The following is a 15,010-nucleotide window of genomic DNA, read 5'->3' as shown; positions in this document are numbered from 1 at the left end:
TAGATGAGAAAAAACAGCATTTTGCCAATAATCAAAGAATGAGCATGATGTTAGCCCTACTAAGAAAAATGGAACCAGAGGAATTAGCAGCAACAAAAGAAAAAGCGATTTCGATTTTGGAGGATATCAATAACTTATAAAAAAACCGAAGCTTTTTAGACTTCGGTTTTAAACTTTACTTATTAAATTTAATTTTATTCCCCACATTCATTTTCTGAGATTTCGCAAAAGCACCACACATGTGAAATAACATTCTTGCTCCTACGTTTCCATCCCAATCATCATCTCCTGGAGCTACTTCTACCAAATCAAATCCGATGATTTCTTTATTAGTTTCAGCTAAACGACTGAACAAATAAGCGGCTTGCTCAAATGAAAATCCGCCCGGAACTGGAGTTCCTGTATTTGGACAATACCAAGGATACATTCCGTCAATATCAAAAGAAATACAAACTTTTTCTGGTAATGAAGCGATGATATGGTCGCATTGTTGTTGCCACGTTTTACCTTCGAAAGCTTCTTGTTTTAAATCCATATCGGTATGCACTAAAACTCTATCTTTCAACGCCACTTCCACTTCTTGCTCACAAAAATCGCGAATTCCTACTTGAACAATTTTAGAAACTTGAGGAATTTGTAACGTATTGTACATAATAGATGCGTGCGAATAAGTAAATCCTTCATAAGCGATTCGTAAATCCATGTGGGCATCTAAATGTAAGATTCCGAAGTTGTCGTATTTAGTAGCTAAAGCTTGATAATACCCTAGTGGCGTAGAATGGTCTCCACCTAAAAGCACCACTTTTTTCCCTTGGTTCATCCAATGCAAAACGCGGTCTTTTACTTCTTGATGCAATTCCTTACACACTTTATTGATTTTATCCAAATCGGATTGCAGGGCGGGAAACACTGATACATCTTCTCCATTTTCTAACGCTTCGATGATAGGTTGTGCCATTCCTTTATATTTCTCAGAATTCTTTGCCCAATGTTCTGGAGCTTCATCCATGTAAATTCCTAATTTCCATAATTCAGGAAACTCTTGATGATTTAAATCCACCTGAAAAGAAGCGTCTAAAATAGCATCGGGTCCTTCTGAAGCACCGGCTCCATAACTTACCGTTACTTCCCATGGCACTGGAACTACAATAATTTCACTTTGCTCTGCTGAAAATGGCAATCCAAAAACGGTTGCATCTGCTAACCCAGGTTGTGATGGGTCAAAATTTTCTATGATTTGTTGTTTGGTCATTTTTTTGTTTTAAGTTTCAGGTTTCAAGTTTTGAACCCTAAGTAATTATTTATTCAAAATTAATTATTTAAGTATTTACTCATCTCAAATTCATCAAGATAACTACTATTTTCAATTTCTAAAATGTCTTTTTCAGAAGGCTTTATTTCATTTCCATCTACATCATAAAATTTCCAATTGTTCGTGACATAACCAAAATTTATTTCATCACCTCCTTCACAACTTGTTTTTTTATGTTTCTTACCAATTCGATATGTACCCTTTGCCTTTAATTTTCCATTTTCATGATAATATTTCCATTCCCCATATTTGTAACTGTAATAACCATCACAAAATCCACTTACACAGCATTGTTTATAAGTATCTAATTTATAATTACCTTCTGATTTTAATTTCCCATTTTTATAAAATTCCTTCCAAAATCCTACTCTAAAATTATTATATTCTTTGTAAAAAGCATCAATGACTCCAATATTTTTTACTTCCCCTGTATCATAAAATAAGGTAATTTCATTTTCTTTTAAATGTTCGACTTCAGTTTTCGAAGTTTTACAACTCAAAAATAAAATAAGAGAAAAAAGTAAAAAAGATGACTTCAATTTTAATTAAATTAAGTTTACACTATTTCTCCAAAATCAATCTTTTCAATATTTGTCCGAATTCGTACATATCTTCGAAAGAACAATAGAATGGCGCTGGTGCTAAACGAATTACATTTGGCTCTCTCCAATCCGTAATTACGCCGTTTTTCATTAATCTATCGAATAGCTCTCTTCCTTGTCCGTGAAGGTATACTGACAACTGACATCCGCGTTCTTCTGGATTGGATGGTGTAATAATTTCGAAATCCGCGCCTTCTAATTCTTTATCAATTTCATGAAGAATGAATTCTAGATAAGAAGTTATTAAATTTCGTTTTGTGATTAGTTTATCCATCCCAACCTCAGCAAACATTTCTACCGAAGCTAAATATGGTGCTAAAGATAAAATTGGAAGATTACTAATTTGCCATCCATCTGCTCCGTGAACTGGGTCAAAATCAGGTTCCATTTTAAATCTTTTCTCTTTATTATGACCATACCAACCTGCAAAACGTTTTAGTTCTTTATCATTGTGATGTTTTTCGTGCACAAAAAATCCTGAAGCATTTCCTGGTCCGGAATTCATGTATTTATAACTACACCAAGCAGCAAAATCTACATTCCAATCGTGTAATGCTAATTTGATATTTCCAGCGGCATGCGCTAAATCCCAACCTACATAAGCGCCATATTTGTGCCCAGCTTCGGTAATGGTTTTCATATCAAAAACTTGTCCTGTATAATAATTCACGCCACCGATTAAAACCAAAGCTAATTCATTCCCAACCTCATCAATTTTAGTTAATACATCTTCTAATCGAATATTGGCTTCTCCTTCTCTTCGTTTAATTTCTACGATAGCATCTTTTGGATCATATCCATGAAATTTCACTTGACTTTGGAACATGTATTGGTCGCTTGGAAACGCTTTTTCCTCACAAATGATTTTGTATTTCTTTGGCGTTGGGTTGTAAAACGATACCATTAACAAATGAAGATTCACAGTTAAGGTATTCATTACTCCTACTTCTGTTGGTTTTGCTCCAACAATTTCGCTTAACGGAGCAGCGAATCGTTCTTGATAATCCCACCAAGGTTTATCGGCATAAAAATGTCCTTCTACCGCTAAATTGGCCCAATCGTTCATCACTTCATCCACGTAAGCTTTCGTTCTTTTAGGTTGTAAACCCAATGAATTTCCAGTAAAATAAATTACTTGTTTTCCGTTGACATGTGGAAAGTAAAATTCGTCTCTGTATTTTCTTAATTCGTCTTGAACGTCTAAACTTTGTGCGAATTCACGAGTATTTTCAAAAATCATTTTCTTGGTTATTTGGTTAGCAAAAATAGGCAAAAGTTAGTAGGTGTCCAACTTTTAAAAAAGACAAAAGGAATTTGATAAGAGCGGATTAGAACATAAAAAATCCCAACCTTTCGATTGGGATTTAAATTATATAATTAACATCGCGTCTCCGTAAGAATAAAAACGATATTTTTCTTGGATGGCTTCTTTGTAAGCTTTCATCATTAAGTCATGACCACAGAAAGCTGAAATCATCATTAATAATGTTGATTTTGGGGTGTGGAAGTTAGTAATCATACAATCTGCAATACTAAAATCGTAAGGAGGATAAATGAATTTATTAGTCCAACCTGTATAAGGATTCAAAGTTCTTTGAGAAGAAACCGAACTTTCCATTGCTCTCATTGAAGTTGTTCCTACACAACAGATTTTTTTCTTATTTGCTTTCGCATTGTTTACTATATCACAAGCTTCTTGAGAAATAATCATTTCTTCAGAATCCATTTTGTGTTTTGATAAATCTTCTACTTCCACTGGATTGAAAGTACCAAGACCTACGTGAAGCGTTACTTCTGCAAAATCAACACCTTTAATTTCTAAACGTTTTAATAAATGCTTAGAAAAGTGTAGACCAGCAGTTGGAGCTGCAACAGCACCTTCTTCTTTAGCGTATATGGTTTGATAACGCTCTGCGTCTTCTGGCGTTACTTCACGATTGATGTATTTAGGAATAGGAGTTTCTCCTAACTCTACTAATTTTTCTCTGAATTCTTCGTAAGAACCATCGTATAAAAAACGTAATGTTCTACCACGAGAAGTAGTGTTATCAATAACTTCAGCCACTAACGAATCGTCGTCTCCAAAGTATAATTTGTTTCCGATACGAATTTTACGTGCTGGATCTACTAAAACATCCCACAAACGTTGTTCGGCATTTAATTCTCTTAATAAGAAAACTTCGATACGAGCACCGGTTTTTTCTTTATTTCCGTACAAACGAGCTGGAAAAACTTTAGTATTGTTTAACACCATTACATCTCCGTCATCAAAATAATCAATAACATCTTTAAATAATTTATGTTCAATAGTTCCTGTTTTTCTGTTTACCACCATTAATCGAGATTCATCTCTGTTTTCGGTTGGAAATTCAGCTAATAATTCTTCTGGTAAATTGAAATTGAAATGAGATAATTTCATTCTTTTAGGTTTAAAAGTTTATAGTTTAAAAGTTTAAAGAGATTTTAAACTCCTAAACAAGTTTGCAAATATACAATCTGCAAATAGGGGTTGTCAAGTAAATTGATGTTTATTTTTTATAAATCTAATTAAAGTTATTATTTTTGCAATAGTTTCGGGATGTAGCGCAGCCTGGTAGCGTACTAGCATGGGGTGCTAGGGGTCGCTGGTTCGAATCCAGTCATCCCGACTTTCTTTCTAAATTTCTTCAATAGAACATCCTGCTTTTTTCAAATCTTCCCAAAAATCGGGATACGATTTAGAAACTACTTCTGCTTCATTAATTAGTATTGGAACTTTCAAAGCTAAAGGTGCGAATGCCATTGCCATTCTATGATCTTGGTAAGTAGCGATGCTTACATTCTCTTTAATAGTTACTGAAGATTTTAAATATAGCGCATCATTAGTGACTGAAATATCGGCTCCTAACTTAGTTAACTCCATTTTTAAAGCTTCTAAACGATCGGTTTCTTTGATTTTCAACGTGTGTAATCCCGTTAATTCACAACCTATTCCTAATCCGAAACAAGTTACCGCTATGGTTTGAGCAATGTCGGGACAATTATTTAATTGATAATTGACAATTGACAATTGACAATTGTTTATTTTAGAAATCGTGATTGAATTATCTGTATTAAAAGTAGTTTCAACACCAAAATCTTGATATATGGTTACCAAAGCGCTATCGCCTTGCAAGCTATTTTCTTTATAACTAGAAAGAGTAATTTGAGTTCCGATTTTAGATAACGCCACAATGGAATACCAATACGATGCAGATGACCAATCGGACTCTACAGTTAACTGAGATGCTGAAACGAGTTCAGCATGACAAACCACAATCTTATTTCCAACAAAAGAAGTTTCAATTCCTATTTCATTCAATAGTGCTAACGTCATTTTGATGTAGGGGATCGAAGTGATTTCGCCTTCTAAGGTTAATTCCAAACCCTTTTCTAATTTGGGCGCAATTAACAACAAGGCTGAAATATATTGACTGCTTACATTGGCTGACAGTGATACTTTATTCTGGGTTATTTTTTTCCCTTTGATTCTTATTGGAGGAAAACCTTTCTTTTCTTCATAAGTAATTTCGGCTCCTAACTGATTTAAAGCGTCAACCAAAATTTGAATAGGACGTTCTTTCATTCGGGAAGAGCCTGTTAAAACTACTTCTTTTCCTTCTTGAATAGAAAAATATGCAGTTAAAAACCGCATCGCTGTTCCTGCGTGGTGAACGTCTATGAGTTGGGAGTTTTGCAATGCTTTTTGCATCACTTCGGAGTCATCAGAATTGGAAGTGTTTTCCAAAATTAAATTGGCATACAAAGCTTGCAAAAGCAATAGTCTATTCGTCTCAGATTTACTTCCTGTGATGGAAAGTTGCGAGTTGCGAGTTGCAAGCTGCGAGCTGTATGTTAAAAGTAAATCCATTATTTGGTAACGACTTTCAATCCAATTATTGAGAGTATTAAGGTACTAATAAAAAATACGCGCCAAAAAGTAGCGGGTTCTTTAAAAACGATAATTCCAACTAAAACACTTCCTACAGCGCCAATTCCTGTCCATACTGCATAAGCGGTTCCGATAGGCAATTCTTTTGTGACTTTTACCAGCAAAATCATGCTAATAGAAAGACAAACTAAAAAACCTCCGTACAAAAGTAAAGAAGTGTTTCCGGTTGATTCCTTTGCTTTTCCGAGGCAAGTAGCAAAACCAACTTCGAATAAGCCAGCTATTATGAGTAAAATCCAATTCAATTTATTTCAGTTTATCATTATTATGATGTCTATCGTGATCGCGTTTTGTTTTTAAATCCATTTTCTTATCGAAAGCTGCTTGTAAATCAACTCCTGTTTGATTTGCCAAACATAAAACCACAAAAACAACATCGGCTAATTCTTCACCTAAGTCTTTGTTTTTATCTGACTCTTTTTCTGATTGTTCGCCATATCTGCGAGCAATAATTCGGGCTACTTCTCCTACTTCTTCGGTAAGTTGGGCCATATTTGTTAATTCATTGAAGTACCGAACACCGTGTTCCTTAATCCAATTATCAACTTCTTGTTGTGCGTTTTTTAAATTCATAATTATTTCTTTACTAATACAATTTTCTCGTTTTGTTTTAAGACAATTTGATTGAAAAGTTCTTTTAAATGAGGATAATAATCGCTTTCAATAATTGGTGAGTTAACTTCAATAACACATGACAATTGAATTGTACCTAAATTTTCAGAAACTGAATATCTAAAAGAAACCATATTTTGATTCATATTTAAATTTAAAGTCTCAGGCTTTGATTCTACAACATAACCTTCAGGAATTTTTATACTAAAGTTGTACGTATCTTTAGAAGGGAAATTAAAATCTATAGGATACGCTCTTTCTTCCGCTTTAAAAGGATTTACGTCCATTTGGTGAAAAAGCATTGGTGTAATATATATTTTAGAATCGATAATATCTGTCATAGAATTACTTGAGAAACTATACGTTTCAACAATAGGCTTAGACAAATCATTAGTATTAGTTACTTCATAATTTTCTACTGCAGAAAAATTATGTTCTTTTTCTAATTCTTGAACATAATCATCGTGATTTCTATTAGCATGTCTTCTTCTAAATCGAAATGCATTATAATCTGTTAATTGTTTACGTTGTTTTCCAGAAATTGAACCATCGGATTTTAATTCTGCCAAGATTGAAATAGTTTCTAATGATACTTTTTTAGGATATAAATCTACCATTTCAGAGGTTCCATTTTTTCGCACTATTCTTCCAAACCAGTTCAAAGCATTTTCTGGAATGATATTAGGAACAGCATTTTTATTTGTAGCATCTAACAAAACTACTGAACCATTACTTAATTCTACTCCTGCTATCACATAATTAAATCCATTTCTACTTGGAAAGATTGGTATTCCATTTGAACGAGTACTTAATAAAATGGGACTAGCATTTAATTTGGCATAATTTAACATTGAAACTAACAATAAGTTAATGTCTGCAGTGTTACCTGTTTTCTCTTGATAAGCCTTTTTTAGTCCTTTGTCTGAATAATACCCTACGTATCCATTCCAATTTAATCTGTTTTTTATGTAACTAAAAATGGTTATTATTTTATCTTCAGTAGTTGTTATATCTTTTAACAAAGCATTTAAATCCTCTTCATAAAAATTTGCTTTATTTAATTGCCCTCCAAAATCCTCATTATCGTAAATTGTTTTTACGACAGACTCCCAATCTGATGAATATGATTTAGTTGGTGAATTTGGATATTTTGTCATCGATAATTCATGTAAGATACTAGATGAATAATTATCTATATTATTAACAAAAGACTCCTCTTTTAATGCAGGAACATCTTCAGCAATGTAATTAGTGCTGTTTTCAACAAATTGAAGTTCGGTAGTAACTCTTTCCGATTTAGCCGTACCCGCTCTACTTGCATCTACATATGAGTAAGAATATGGCATTTTTCTATTATCTGAATTTCTTGTGACTTTGATATTACTAAAACCTTTAGTAAAGGTATTGTATACAAAATATTCAGGGATTAATGTAGTGTACTCTGAGTGATTTACTGGAATATTTTTTTGAAAAGACCATTCAGGAAAATTTGAAATAAAAGGTGATTTTATAATGTAAGCATATTCAATAATTGAACCTTCTTTTACATTAGGCATAACAATTTTTGTTTCAGACCAAAAATTGTTAATTTTTTCTGTAAATTCACCACTAGACTTAAGCTTTGTCTTTTCAATTTCCCCATTCACAAGATTATACGTTACACCTTTAGAAAAACTTACCGTTTCTTTCTTTCCATCAATATAGTGTCTAATTTTTCTATTTGCCCACTCAAAACCTTCTTTTTTATAAATTTTAATTTTAACTAGGACTTCTGTTGTTGTTGAAAAACCATTCATTTCTTCATAATTAAAAGAAGTTTTGCCTTTTTCAAATAAAATTGCCGCAACTGCAGAAGTGTCTTTAGGGTGATATTTTTCCTCAAGTTGAGCTATTGTAACTTTGCCTAATTCATATTCTTGAGAATATATAAATGTTGTAAAAAGTAAAAAAATCAATAGTTTTGTTTTCATAAATTTCATTTTATTATTCTTTAATTGTAAGTTTTGCGTTGTCATTTTTCACGATTTGTTCAATAAATTGTCTATAATTTTCGTATTCTGATTTTTCGTAAACTCCTTGTTTAATTGTTACTACTCTTTTGTAAATAAACACGTTATTCTTTACCCTACACTCCATCTGATATTTCCCAAATTTATTCTCAATTATTACATCATCAGGGATTGATTCTATTTTAAATGTAGATGGAATCTCAATTTCTACAATGTCTTCATCAGAATATCCTCTCTTAATTTCTAAAGGATACTTTCGGTTTTTGTATCGTTGAGGTATTGATGTTAATTTATTAAATATATTAAATGAGAACAAATTAACATTGTTGGTTTTGACTAAACTTTTTTCAATTTTTACTTTTAAATTCTCTGTAAATTCAATTTTATCCTTATCATTATTAAAAGTAAACGACTCAATTTTCATATTATTAATCCATGGAAATTTTGATTGGTAATAATAATTTTCAATATCTTGTTTTGAACTATTCTGAATATTATACACATCATCATATTGAATTCCTTTAGAAACAATCTTAATATTTCCTTCTAAATTTCCATTCGTGTCAAATGACATTTTTGCATGTATTTGTTGTAAATTATCTAATTCGGAATAAGAACTAGTTTTTATTATTTGCCCGCCTTGAGGCTTTATTAACAAAGCAAATCTATCGTCTGTAAATGTACCTCCGTAACCAAACGGAACGTTTTGATTTGTACATTCTAAAAAAATATTTTTGTCTTGATAAGGGATTGTTAATATAACATGATTTCCTTGTTTAGAAACAAAATCTTGATCAAAATCTTTCTTTTTACTATCGCCGTATATTACAGTGTAGTACGATTCTATTCCAACATTTTTTAATAAAACACGTGTGTAATTAGACAAGGCTTTACAATCACCATATCCTAATTTATCCACATCTATTGGCTTCATTGGCTTCCATCCACCTATACCTAATTGAACACTTACATAACGAGTTCTATTTTGAACAAACTCATAAATTATTCTTGCTTTTTTTAAAACATCCGTTTCATTATTTACAAGTTCATTAATTTTTGCTTTTGTTTCTAAACTAATCTCTTCCGAATCGGAGACTAAATTTTTATACCATAATTTTCCGAACTCTTCCCAAGAAACAGCGCTACCTTCAAAACCTTCTAAATTAAATTTATCTAATCCAAAAACAACAATAGGAAATTTTTTTTCAATTATTGGAGAGTATTCTTCAGGTTTTTCTGCAAAAATATTTTCGGCAGTATATGTAATCGAATTTTCTTTTTCTTCTTTTTTTATTTTATCGCCAATAAAATTATTTTCTTTAAACTTAAATCCTAATGTTTTTATATATTCAATTTTAATTGATGATTTTTCAATACTTTCATAATAATCATCCAGCGGATACCAAGAAGGAATAAATGCTGTATTGTTACTTTCAACAATACTTTCATAAACAATTGTAAAAGGATAGGCTATAGGTGTGTAATCTAAATACAATATCCTACCATCTGTTAAAACCGAAAAGCCATCTACAACACTTCGGTCTTGAAAATCTTTTCTTTTTATTTTTTTTATTTCTTCTCCGTAAGAGTTGTAAATAGTAGCTTCAATTAATTTGACTTTTGTTGATTTGTCATAATATTCCACAGCATCTACATTATTTAAACCTTTACTGTTTAGAACTGATATTATTTTTTTCTTCTTAATTTGCATTTGATTTAAAGAAGAAATGTCAATTTCAAGTTTTTGATCTCTAACTACACTATTCGCATTTTCAGTTAATTCTTTTGAAATAGACAACGCTGATAATCTAAAATCTTGTGAATAGCAAAATGAAGTTAAAAGAAGAAAAAACAATATTTTTTTTAACATTAGAATTTACTTTATTATTACTCTTTATTTTTTGTGTCAATTATAATAGTTACAGGTCCATCGTTAACCAAACTTACTTTCATATCCGCACCAAATTGTCCAGTTTGCACTTTTTTACCTAATTCCACTTCCATTTCTTTTATAAAAGATTCGTAAAGTGGAATAGCAATTTCTGGCTTTGAAGCTTTAATATAACTAGGACGATTCCCTTTTTTAGTTAATGCATGTAGGGTGAATTGAGAAACTATAATCATTTCTCCATCAATATCTTTTAATGATAAATTCATTACTTCATTTTCATCTGGGAATATACGAAGATTCACGATTTTTGAAGTTAACCAATGAACATCATCTTTGTTATCGGCATCTTCAACACCAATTAAAACTAACAAACCACTTTGAATTTGAGCTACAATTTGATTATTAATGCTTACTGATGAATGAGAAACTCTTTGAATAACTGCTTTCATTCACCAAAAATAAAAAAAATAACAGAATTTATTTACGAAAATCCGTATTTCTGTATTTTTTTGCAAAAAATATTTGCAAATTATTGCTTGTTTAAAATATCTATGAGACTTCGAAATCTAGGAATTTCTTATTTCATCACTATTTTTTCGCTCGGCATCATAAATATCTGCACGATATTGTTCCTCGTCGCCTTCTAAAATTTGGGTATAACTTTTATAGCGCGACCATGAAATTTCGTCACTCTCTAACGCTTTTTTAATAGCACAATGTGGCTCATCTTTATGTAAACAGTTATTGAATTTACATTGATCTTTCAAAGCAAAAAATTCAGGGAAATAGTCACCAATTTCTTGTTTTTCCATGTCGACAATTCCAAAACCACGAATTCCAGGTGTATCTATAATTTTGGCTCCAAAAGACAAATCAAACATTTCTGCAAACGTTGTGGTGTGTTTTCCTTGCGAATGAGATTCCGAAATTTGTTTGGTTTTTAAATTTAATCCTGGTTCTAAAGTGTTTACCAAAGTTGATTTTCCAACGCCCGAATGTCCTGAGAACATCGAAACTTTGCCTTTCATTAATGCTTTAAGTTCGTCAATTCCTTTTCCATCTTTAGCAGAAACACGTAAACATTTATAGCCTATTGAAGTATACACATGTTGTAAATACAATTGCTCGTCTAATGTAGGGTCATCAAACGTGTCAATTTTATTAAAAACAATTATAGCTTCAATTCCATAAGCTTCAGCGGTAACTAAAAATCGGTCGATAAAACTTGTGGTTGTTGGCGGGTTATTGATGGTTACCAATAAAAAAACCACGTCAATATTAGATGCGATAATATGCATTTGATGCGATAAATTTACCGATTTTCTAACAATATAATTCTTTCTATCGTGAATCGCTGTAATTACTCCAGTAGTTTCATCAGTAGTATTTTCAATATCATAATCTACAACGTCTCCCACCGCAATAGGATTGGTACTTTTAATACCTTTCATTCTAAATTTACCTTTTATACGGCACTCCAAAAAGGCACCATTTTCAGTTTTGACGGTGTACCAACTTCCGGTAGATTTATAAACGATTCCTGTCATGCAAAGTTAGAAGTTAGAAGTCAGCCCTTCGACAAGCTCAGGATAACTAAATAATTATTTCAACAAAGATAGTGTTTCTAGTGAAAATTTATAAATAAAAAGGACAACCAAATGATTGTCCTTTTTTTATTTTTACTTCAAATACGGAAAATTTCTTGAAACTTTTCGCATCATACTTTCTACAATATCATCAGTTGATGTTCCTATACCATCATCCATTGTTTTAAAAAACCTCCATAATAATTCTCCGTCAATCCCATTATGAATTAACATAGTTAAACTTCCACTTCCTGTTTTGCCTCCAAATCCTCCAAAAAGTACTGCTGAAGCAATTGCTGCACCTTCTGATTTTGATTGATGTGATTCAAAAGTGCCACTAATTACTGCATCAACACCTAATGCTTTTGCAATTTCATCTTTTGTCATTTCATCAAGCTTATCTTCAATTCCTGCCTTTTTCAGTAATACATTAGTCTTATCTACATCTTGAAAACTAACAGAATATTTATCACTTTTACGCAACAAAAATGTGTACATACTCGACTGAATAGAATTAGACATTGTTAATTCTTGTTGTCTATTAGCTTCAGCATCAAAATTTTTCGGTTGCTTTTTATAAGTTATTTTAACATTAAACGGTAAAATTGCAACTAATTTGTGCTTGACAATCTCTGTCTTAAATTTTGGACTCTCAAAAACTTGCTTTTGAGAATAACCAATTAAACTAAATAAAAATAACGATAATATAAATACATTTTTCATATAAAAATAATTAACAGGTTTAAATTGCTACAATAATAACACTTAAAAAGTTAAGATTCAAATATTTTTCTTGGCGATTAATACTATCTTAATGTATCGCTTTAAACAAATGCATAACAAATTCGTTACTCAATCATTTTTCTTCGCCTTCTAAAATCATTTTACATACAACTAGTCAGTAAATAAAAAAGGACAACCAAATGATTGTCCTTTCATGGTTTTCATTCAATTATACTATTTAACTTTTCAACATAATCTTTCCTATCATCAACTATCAATTTTTGCTTTCCAATTTGCAATTTGCTATTATTTTCGGGTAAAGTAAAGAACTCTTAAATCACTTGCTTGATAAATATGTAATAAATTCGCGAATTGTCTGCTTGCCATTGGTTGAAAATGGTTGTGAAAAAAGGCAACACCATTCTCGTTCTCTAAAATTGCTTTTTTAATTCTCTCTGAATCAACAATTTCAAATTTATAAGAATAATTCTTTTTTAAATCTTCTAAAAACTTCTCATCAACAATATTTTTATCCACCAAAAGGGTAAGATTTTTTAAGTTTGACGCGTTTTTATTTAAATCGGAGAGTGAATAAGTAAATGAAGCTTCATCCCCACTTAACACATCGTTAATTTGATTTTTGAAATATGTCAATGCAAATTTCATTAAACTCTCATCTATCGTGAATTTTTCCTTTTTCTTAAGTAGATTTTTTTGACCATCTGGATAGACAATTGCAGATAAATAACCATAGTTAGTCATAAAATTTTTACCGCAAATACCTAAAAATATTTGATGAACATTAACATAATCTATTCCTTCCATTGTTAATCCTTTTGAAGGATTTCTATTAATAACATACTCATATCCAATAAAACTAAACTTGTTTTTATTAGATTTATCTTTAATGAACTTATTAAATTCTTTGAAATTTAAGAAAGCATGAACCCTCTCAGCTCCAAAAAATTCTTCAACATATTTTTTAACAAATTTGTTGTATTGAATGTCATTTTCATCTTTTTCTGTCTTTAGCAAAACAACAATAGGCAACTTATTAACTAATTCAAAATCTTCCGTTTTTGGCATTTTAAACTGCCCAAAAGACTGACTTAGTGAACACAAAGTAATAACTAAGAATAAAATTATTTTTTTCATAAGATTATATTAAATTTCAACAAAGCAAAAAAAAAACAATTAACAATTTTTTTTTACTTATTTATAACTTTCTCTTGATGTGTAATACTTTCTTGGTGAATAGCCTTAAATAATAACATTACAAATTCATTACTAAGCCCTTTCTCTTGGCCTTCTAAAATCATTTTACCAAGAATTTCGTTCCAGCGTTGATTTTGTAAGATGGCAACATTTTTCTCTTTCTTTAATAAACCAATTTTATCAGCAACTTTCATTCGGTTCCCTAAAATTTCTAACAGCTTTTCGTCAAATTCATCAATTTGCATGCGGAGTTTTGCCATTTTTTGATTGTACTCGCTTTCATCATCTGTGACTTTTCTCACACGTAAATCAACAAACATTTGTTTTAATGTAGCTGGAGTAACTTGTTGAGCAGCATCACTCCAAGCGTTATCTGGGTCAATGTGGGTTTCGATAATTAATCCATCATAATTCAAATCTAAAGCTTGTTGCGATACTTCTTGAATCATATCGCGCTTTCCTGTAATATGCGAAGGATCGCAAATCAAAGGTAAATCAGGAAAACGATTTTGCAAATCAATCGCAATTTGCCACTCCGGATTATTGCGGTATTTGGTTTTCTCGTAAGTAGAAAATCCTCTGTGAATTACTCCTAATTTCTTGATATTCGCATTATACAAACGCTCTAAACCGCCAATCCACAAAGATAAATCGGGATTTACTGGATTTTTTAATAAAACAATTTTATCTGTTCCTTGTAAAGCATCTGCAATTTCTTGAACTGCGAAAGGATTTACGGTAGTTCTGGCACCAATCCACAGCACATCAATATTGTGTTCCAATGCCAATTTTACATGAGCTGCCGTAGCAACTTCCGTTGCCATTAACAAACCAGTTTCTGCCTTTGCTTTTTGCAACCATTTCAATCCGATTTCGCCCACACCTTCAAATCCACCTGGCCGTGTACGAGGTTTCCAAATTCCCGCTCGAAAAATAGAAACATCAGAATTCTTTAATTCATGTGCTATTTTTAAAACTTGTTCTTCAGTTTCTGCGCTACAAGGTCCTGCAATTACAAGCGGGTGATTCAATTGAAAATCATCTAACCAAGTACGTAATTCTTTTTTATTTTCCATAATAATCAATTGCG

General features: G+C 31.5%; 14 protein-coding genes and 1 tRNA gene. 1 reads left to right on the top strand and 14 read right to left on the bottom strand.

Translation table 11 applies throughout. The features are described 5' to 3' along the window. Positions 1-175: 175 nt before the first annotated feature. From Q0075_RS11230 to queA, 4 genes are all read right to left on the bottom strand, one after another. Positions 176-1,252: an agmatinase family protein gene (locus tag Q0075_RS11230; protein WP_297869591.1), complete on the bottom strand. Its 1,077-nt coding sequence runs from the start codon at positions 1,250-1,252 to the stop codon at positions 176-178. 59 nt (positions 1,253-1,311) lie between these two features. Continuing rightward, the gene (locus Q0075_RS11225) at positions 1,312-1,851 is read right to left on the bottom strand and encodes a hypothetical protein (RefSeq protein ID WP_297869590.1); all 540 of its coding nucleotides are present in this window, start codon (positions 1,849-1,851) and stop codon (positions 1,312-1,314) included. A 22-nt stretch (positions 1,852-1,873) separates the two neighbouring features. Next, on the bottom strand, positions 1,874-3,154 hold the full coding sequence (gene kynU, locus Q0075_RS11220) for a kynureninase (protein WP_297869589.1): 1,281 nt from the start codon (positions 3,152-3,154) through the stop codon (positions 1,874-1,876). A gap of 129 nt (positions 3,155-3,283) precedes the next feature. Continuing rightward, the gene (gene queA, locus Q0075_RS11215) at positions 3,284-4,333 is read right to left on the bottom strand and encodes a tRNA preQ1(34) S-adenosylmethionine ribosyltransferase-isomerase QueA (RefSeq protein WP_297869588.1); all 1,050 of its coding nucleotides are present in this window, start codon (positions 4,331-4,333) and stop codon (positions 3,284-3,286) included. A 155-nt stretch (positions 4,334-4,488) separates the two neighbouring features. Between queA and Q0075_RS11210 the strand changes: the two genes are divergently transcribed. Then, positions 4,489-4,562, top strand: a tRNA-Pro gene (locus Q0075_RS11210). 8 nt (positions 4,563-4,570) lie between these two features. On the opposite strand, the gene Q0075_RS11205 is transcribed toward Q0075_RS11210, so the two are convergent. The 10 genes from Q0075_RS11205 to Q0075_RS11160 form a co-directional block, all read right to left on the bottom strand. Beyond that, positions 4,571-5,803 carry a 3-phosphoshikimate 1-carboxyvinyltransferase gene (locus Q0075_RS11205; protein ID WP_297869587.1) on the bottom strand — a complete coding sequence of 411 codons (1,233 nt, stop codon included), beginning with the start codon at positions 5,801-5,803 and terminating at the stop codon, positions 4,571-4,573. After that, positions 5,803-6,129, bottom strand: coding sequence for a multidrug efflux SMR transporter (locus tag Q0075_RS11200; RefSeq protein WP_297869586.1), 327 nt, complete (start codon positions 6,127-6,129; stop codon positions 5,803-5,805). The genes Q0075_RS11205 and Q0075_RS11200 overlap by 1 nt, the downstream gene beginning before the upstream one ends. A gap of 1 nt (position 6,130) precedes the next feature. Then, positions 6,131-6,457 carry a nucleotide pyrophosphohydrolase gene (locus Q0075_RS11195; RefSeq protein ID WP_014387647.1) on the bottom strand — a complete coding sequence of 109 codons (327 nt, stop codon included), beginning with the start codon at positions 6,455-6,457 and terminating at the stop codon, positions 6,131-6,133. A gap of 2 nt (positions 6,458-6,459) precedes the next feature. Next, complete coding sequence (locus Q0075_RS11190; RefSeq protein WP_297869585.1) at positions 6,460-8,466, bottom strand: DUF3857 domain-containing protein; 2,007 nt, start codon at positions 8,464-8,466, stop codon at positions 6,460-6,462. 13 nt (positions 8,467-8,479) lie between these two features. Then, positions 8,480-10,375 carry a DUF3857 domain-containing protein gene (locus Q0075_RS11185; RefSeq protein WP_297869584.1) on the bottom strand — a complete coding sequence of 632 codons (1,896 nt, stop codon included), beginning with the start codon at positions 10,373-10,375 and terminating at the stop codon, positions 8,480-8,482. A 17-nt stretch (positions 10,376-10,392) separates the two neighbouring features. Further along, complete coding sequence (gene dtd, locus Q0075_RS11180; RefSeq protein ID WP_297869583.1) at positions 10,393-10,845, bottom strand: D-aminoacyl-tRNA deacylase; 453 nt, start codon at positions 10,843-10,845, stop codon at positions 10,393-10,395. 117 nt (positions 10,846-10,962) lie between these two features. Then, positions 10,963-11,943 (bottom strand): ribosome small subunit-dependent GTPase A, encoded by a 981-nt coding sequence (gene rsgA / locus Q0075_RS11175; RefSeq protein WP_297869582.1) that lies wholly within the window; start codon positions 11,941-11,943, stop codon positions 10,963-10,965. A 132-nt stretch (positions 11,944-12,075) separates the two neighbouring features. Further along, complete coding sequence (locus Q0075_RS11170; protein WP_297869581.1) at positions 12,076-12,705, bottom strand: hypothetical protein; 630 nt, start codon at positions 12,703-12,705, stop codon at positions 12,076-12,078. A gap of 306 nt (positions 12,706-13,011) precedes the next feature. After that, a complete protein-coding gene (locus Q0075_RS11165) occupies positions 13,012-13,860 on the bottom strand; it encodes a hypothetical protein (RefSeq protein WP_297869580.1) in 849 nt (282 codons plus the stop codon). A 53-nt stretch (positions 13,861-13,913) separates the two neighbouring features. Continuing rightward, entirely contained in the window at positions 13,914-14,996 is a 1,083-nt protein-coding gene (locus Q0075_RS11160) for a bifunctional 3-deoxy-7-phosphoheptulonate synthase/chorismate mutase type II (protein ID WP_297869579.1), read from the bottom strand. Between the last annotated feature and the right edge of the window lie 14 nt (positions 14,997-15,010).

Origin of the sequence: uncultured Flavobacterium sp. (assembly GCF_937967675.1) — a bacterium.
Lineage (GTDB): Bacteria > Bacteroidota > Bacteroidia > Flavobacteriales > Flavobacteriaceae > Flavobacterium.
Note: the sequence above shows the minus strand (reverse complement) of the source record. Positions and strands in the feature narration are given on the sequence as shown.

Bases quoted from the DNA above. Each gene is read 5' to 3' on its own strand.
- Q0075_RS11185 (WP_297869584.1), bottom strand. From the start codon at position 10,375: ATGTTAAAAAAAATATTGTTTTTTCTTCTTTTAACTTCATTTTGCTAT.
- dtd (WP_297869583.1), bottom strand. From the start codon at position 10,845: ATGAAAGCAGTTATTCAAAGAGTTTCTCATTCATCAGTAAGCATTAAT.
- Q0075_RS11190 (WP_297869585.1), bottom strand. From the start codon at position 8,466: ATGAAAACAAAACTATTGATTTTTTTACTTTTTACAACATTTATATAT.
- Q0075_RS11160 (WP_297869579.1), bottom strand. From the start codon at position 14,996: ATGGAAAATAAAAAAGAATTACGTACTTGGTTAGATGATTTTCAATTG.
- Q0075_RS11165 (WP_297869580.1), bottom strand. From the start codon at position 13,860: ATGAAAAAAATAATTTTATTCTTAGTTATTACTTTGTGTTCACTAAGT.
- Q0075_RS11195 (WP_014387647.1), bottom strand. From the start codon at position 6,457: ATGAATTTAAAAAACGCACAACAAGAAGTTGATAATTGGATTAAGGAA.
- Q0075_RS11170 (WP_297869581.1), bottom strand. From the start codon at position 12,705: ATGAAAAATGTATTTATATTATCGTTATTTTTATTTAGTTTAATTGGT.
- kynU (WP_297869589.1), bottom strand. From the start codon at position 3,154: ATGATTTTTGAAAATACTCGTGAATTCGCACAAAGTTTAGACGTTCAA.
- queA (WP_297869588.1), bottom strand. From the start codon at position 4,333: ATGAAATTATCTCATTTCAATTTCAATTTACCAGAAGAATTATTAGCT.
- rsgA (WP_297869582.1), bottom strand. From the start codon at position 11,943: ATGACAGGAATCGTTTATAAATCTACCGGAAGTTGGTACACCGTCAAA.
- Q0075_RS11230 (WP_297869591.1), bottom strand. From the start codon at position 1,252: ATGACCAAACAACAAATCATAGAAAATTTTGACCCATCACAACCTGGG.
- Q0075_RS11205 (WP_297869587.1), bottom strand. From the start codon at position 5,803: ATGGATTTACTTTTAACATACAGCTCGCAGCTTGCAACTCGCAACTCG.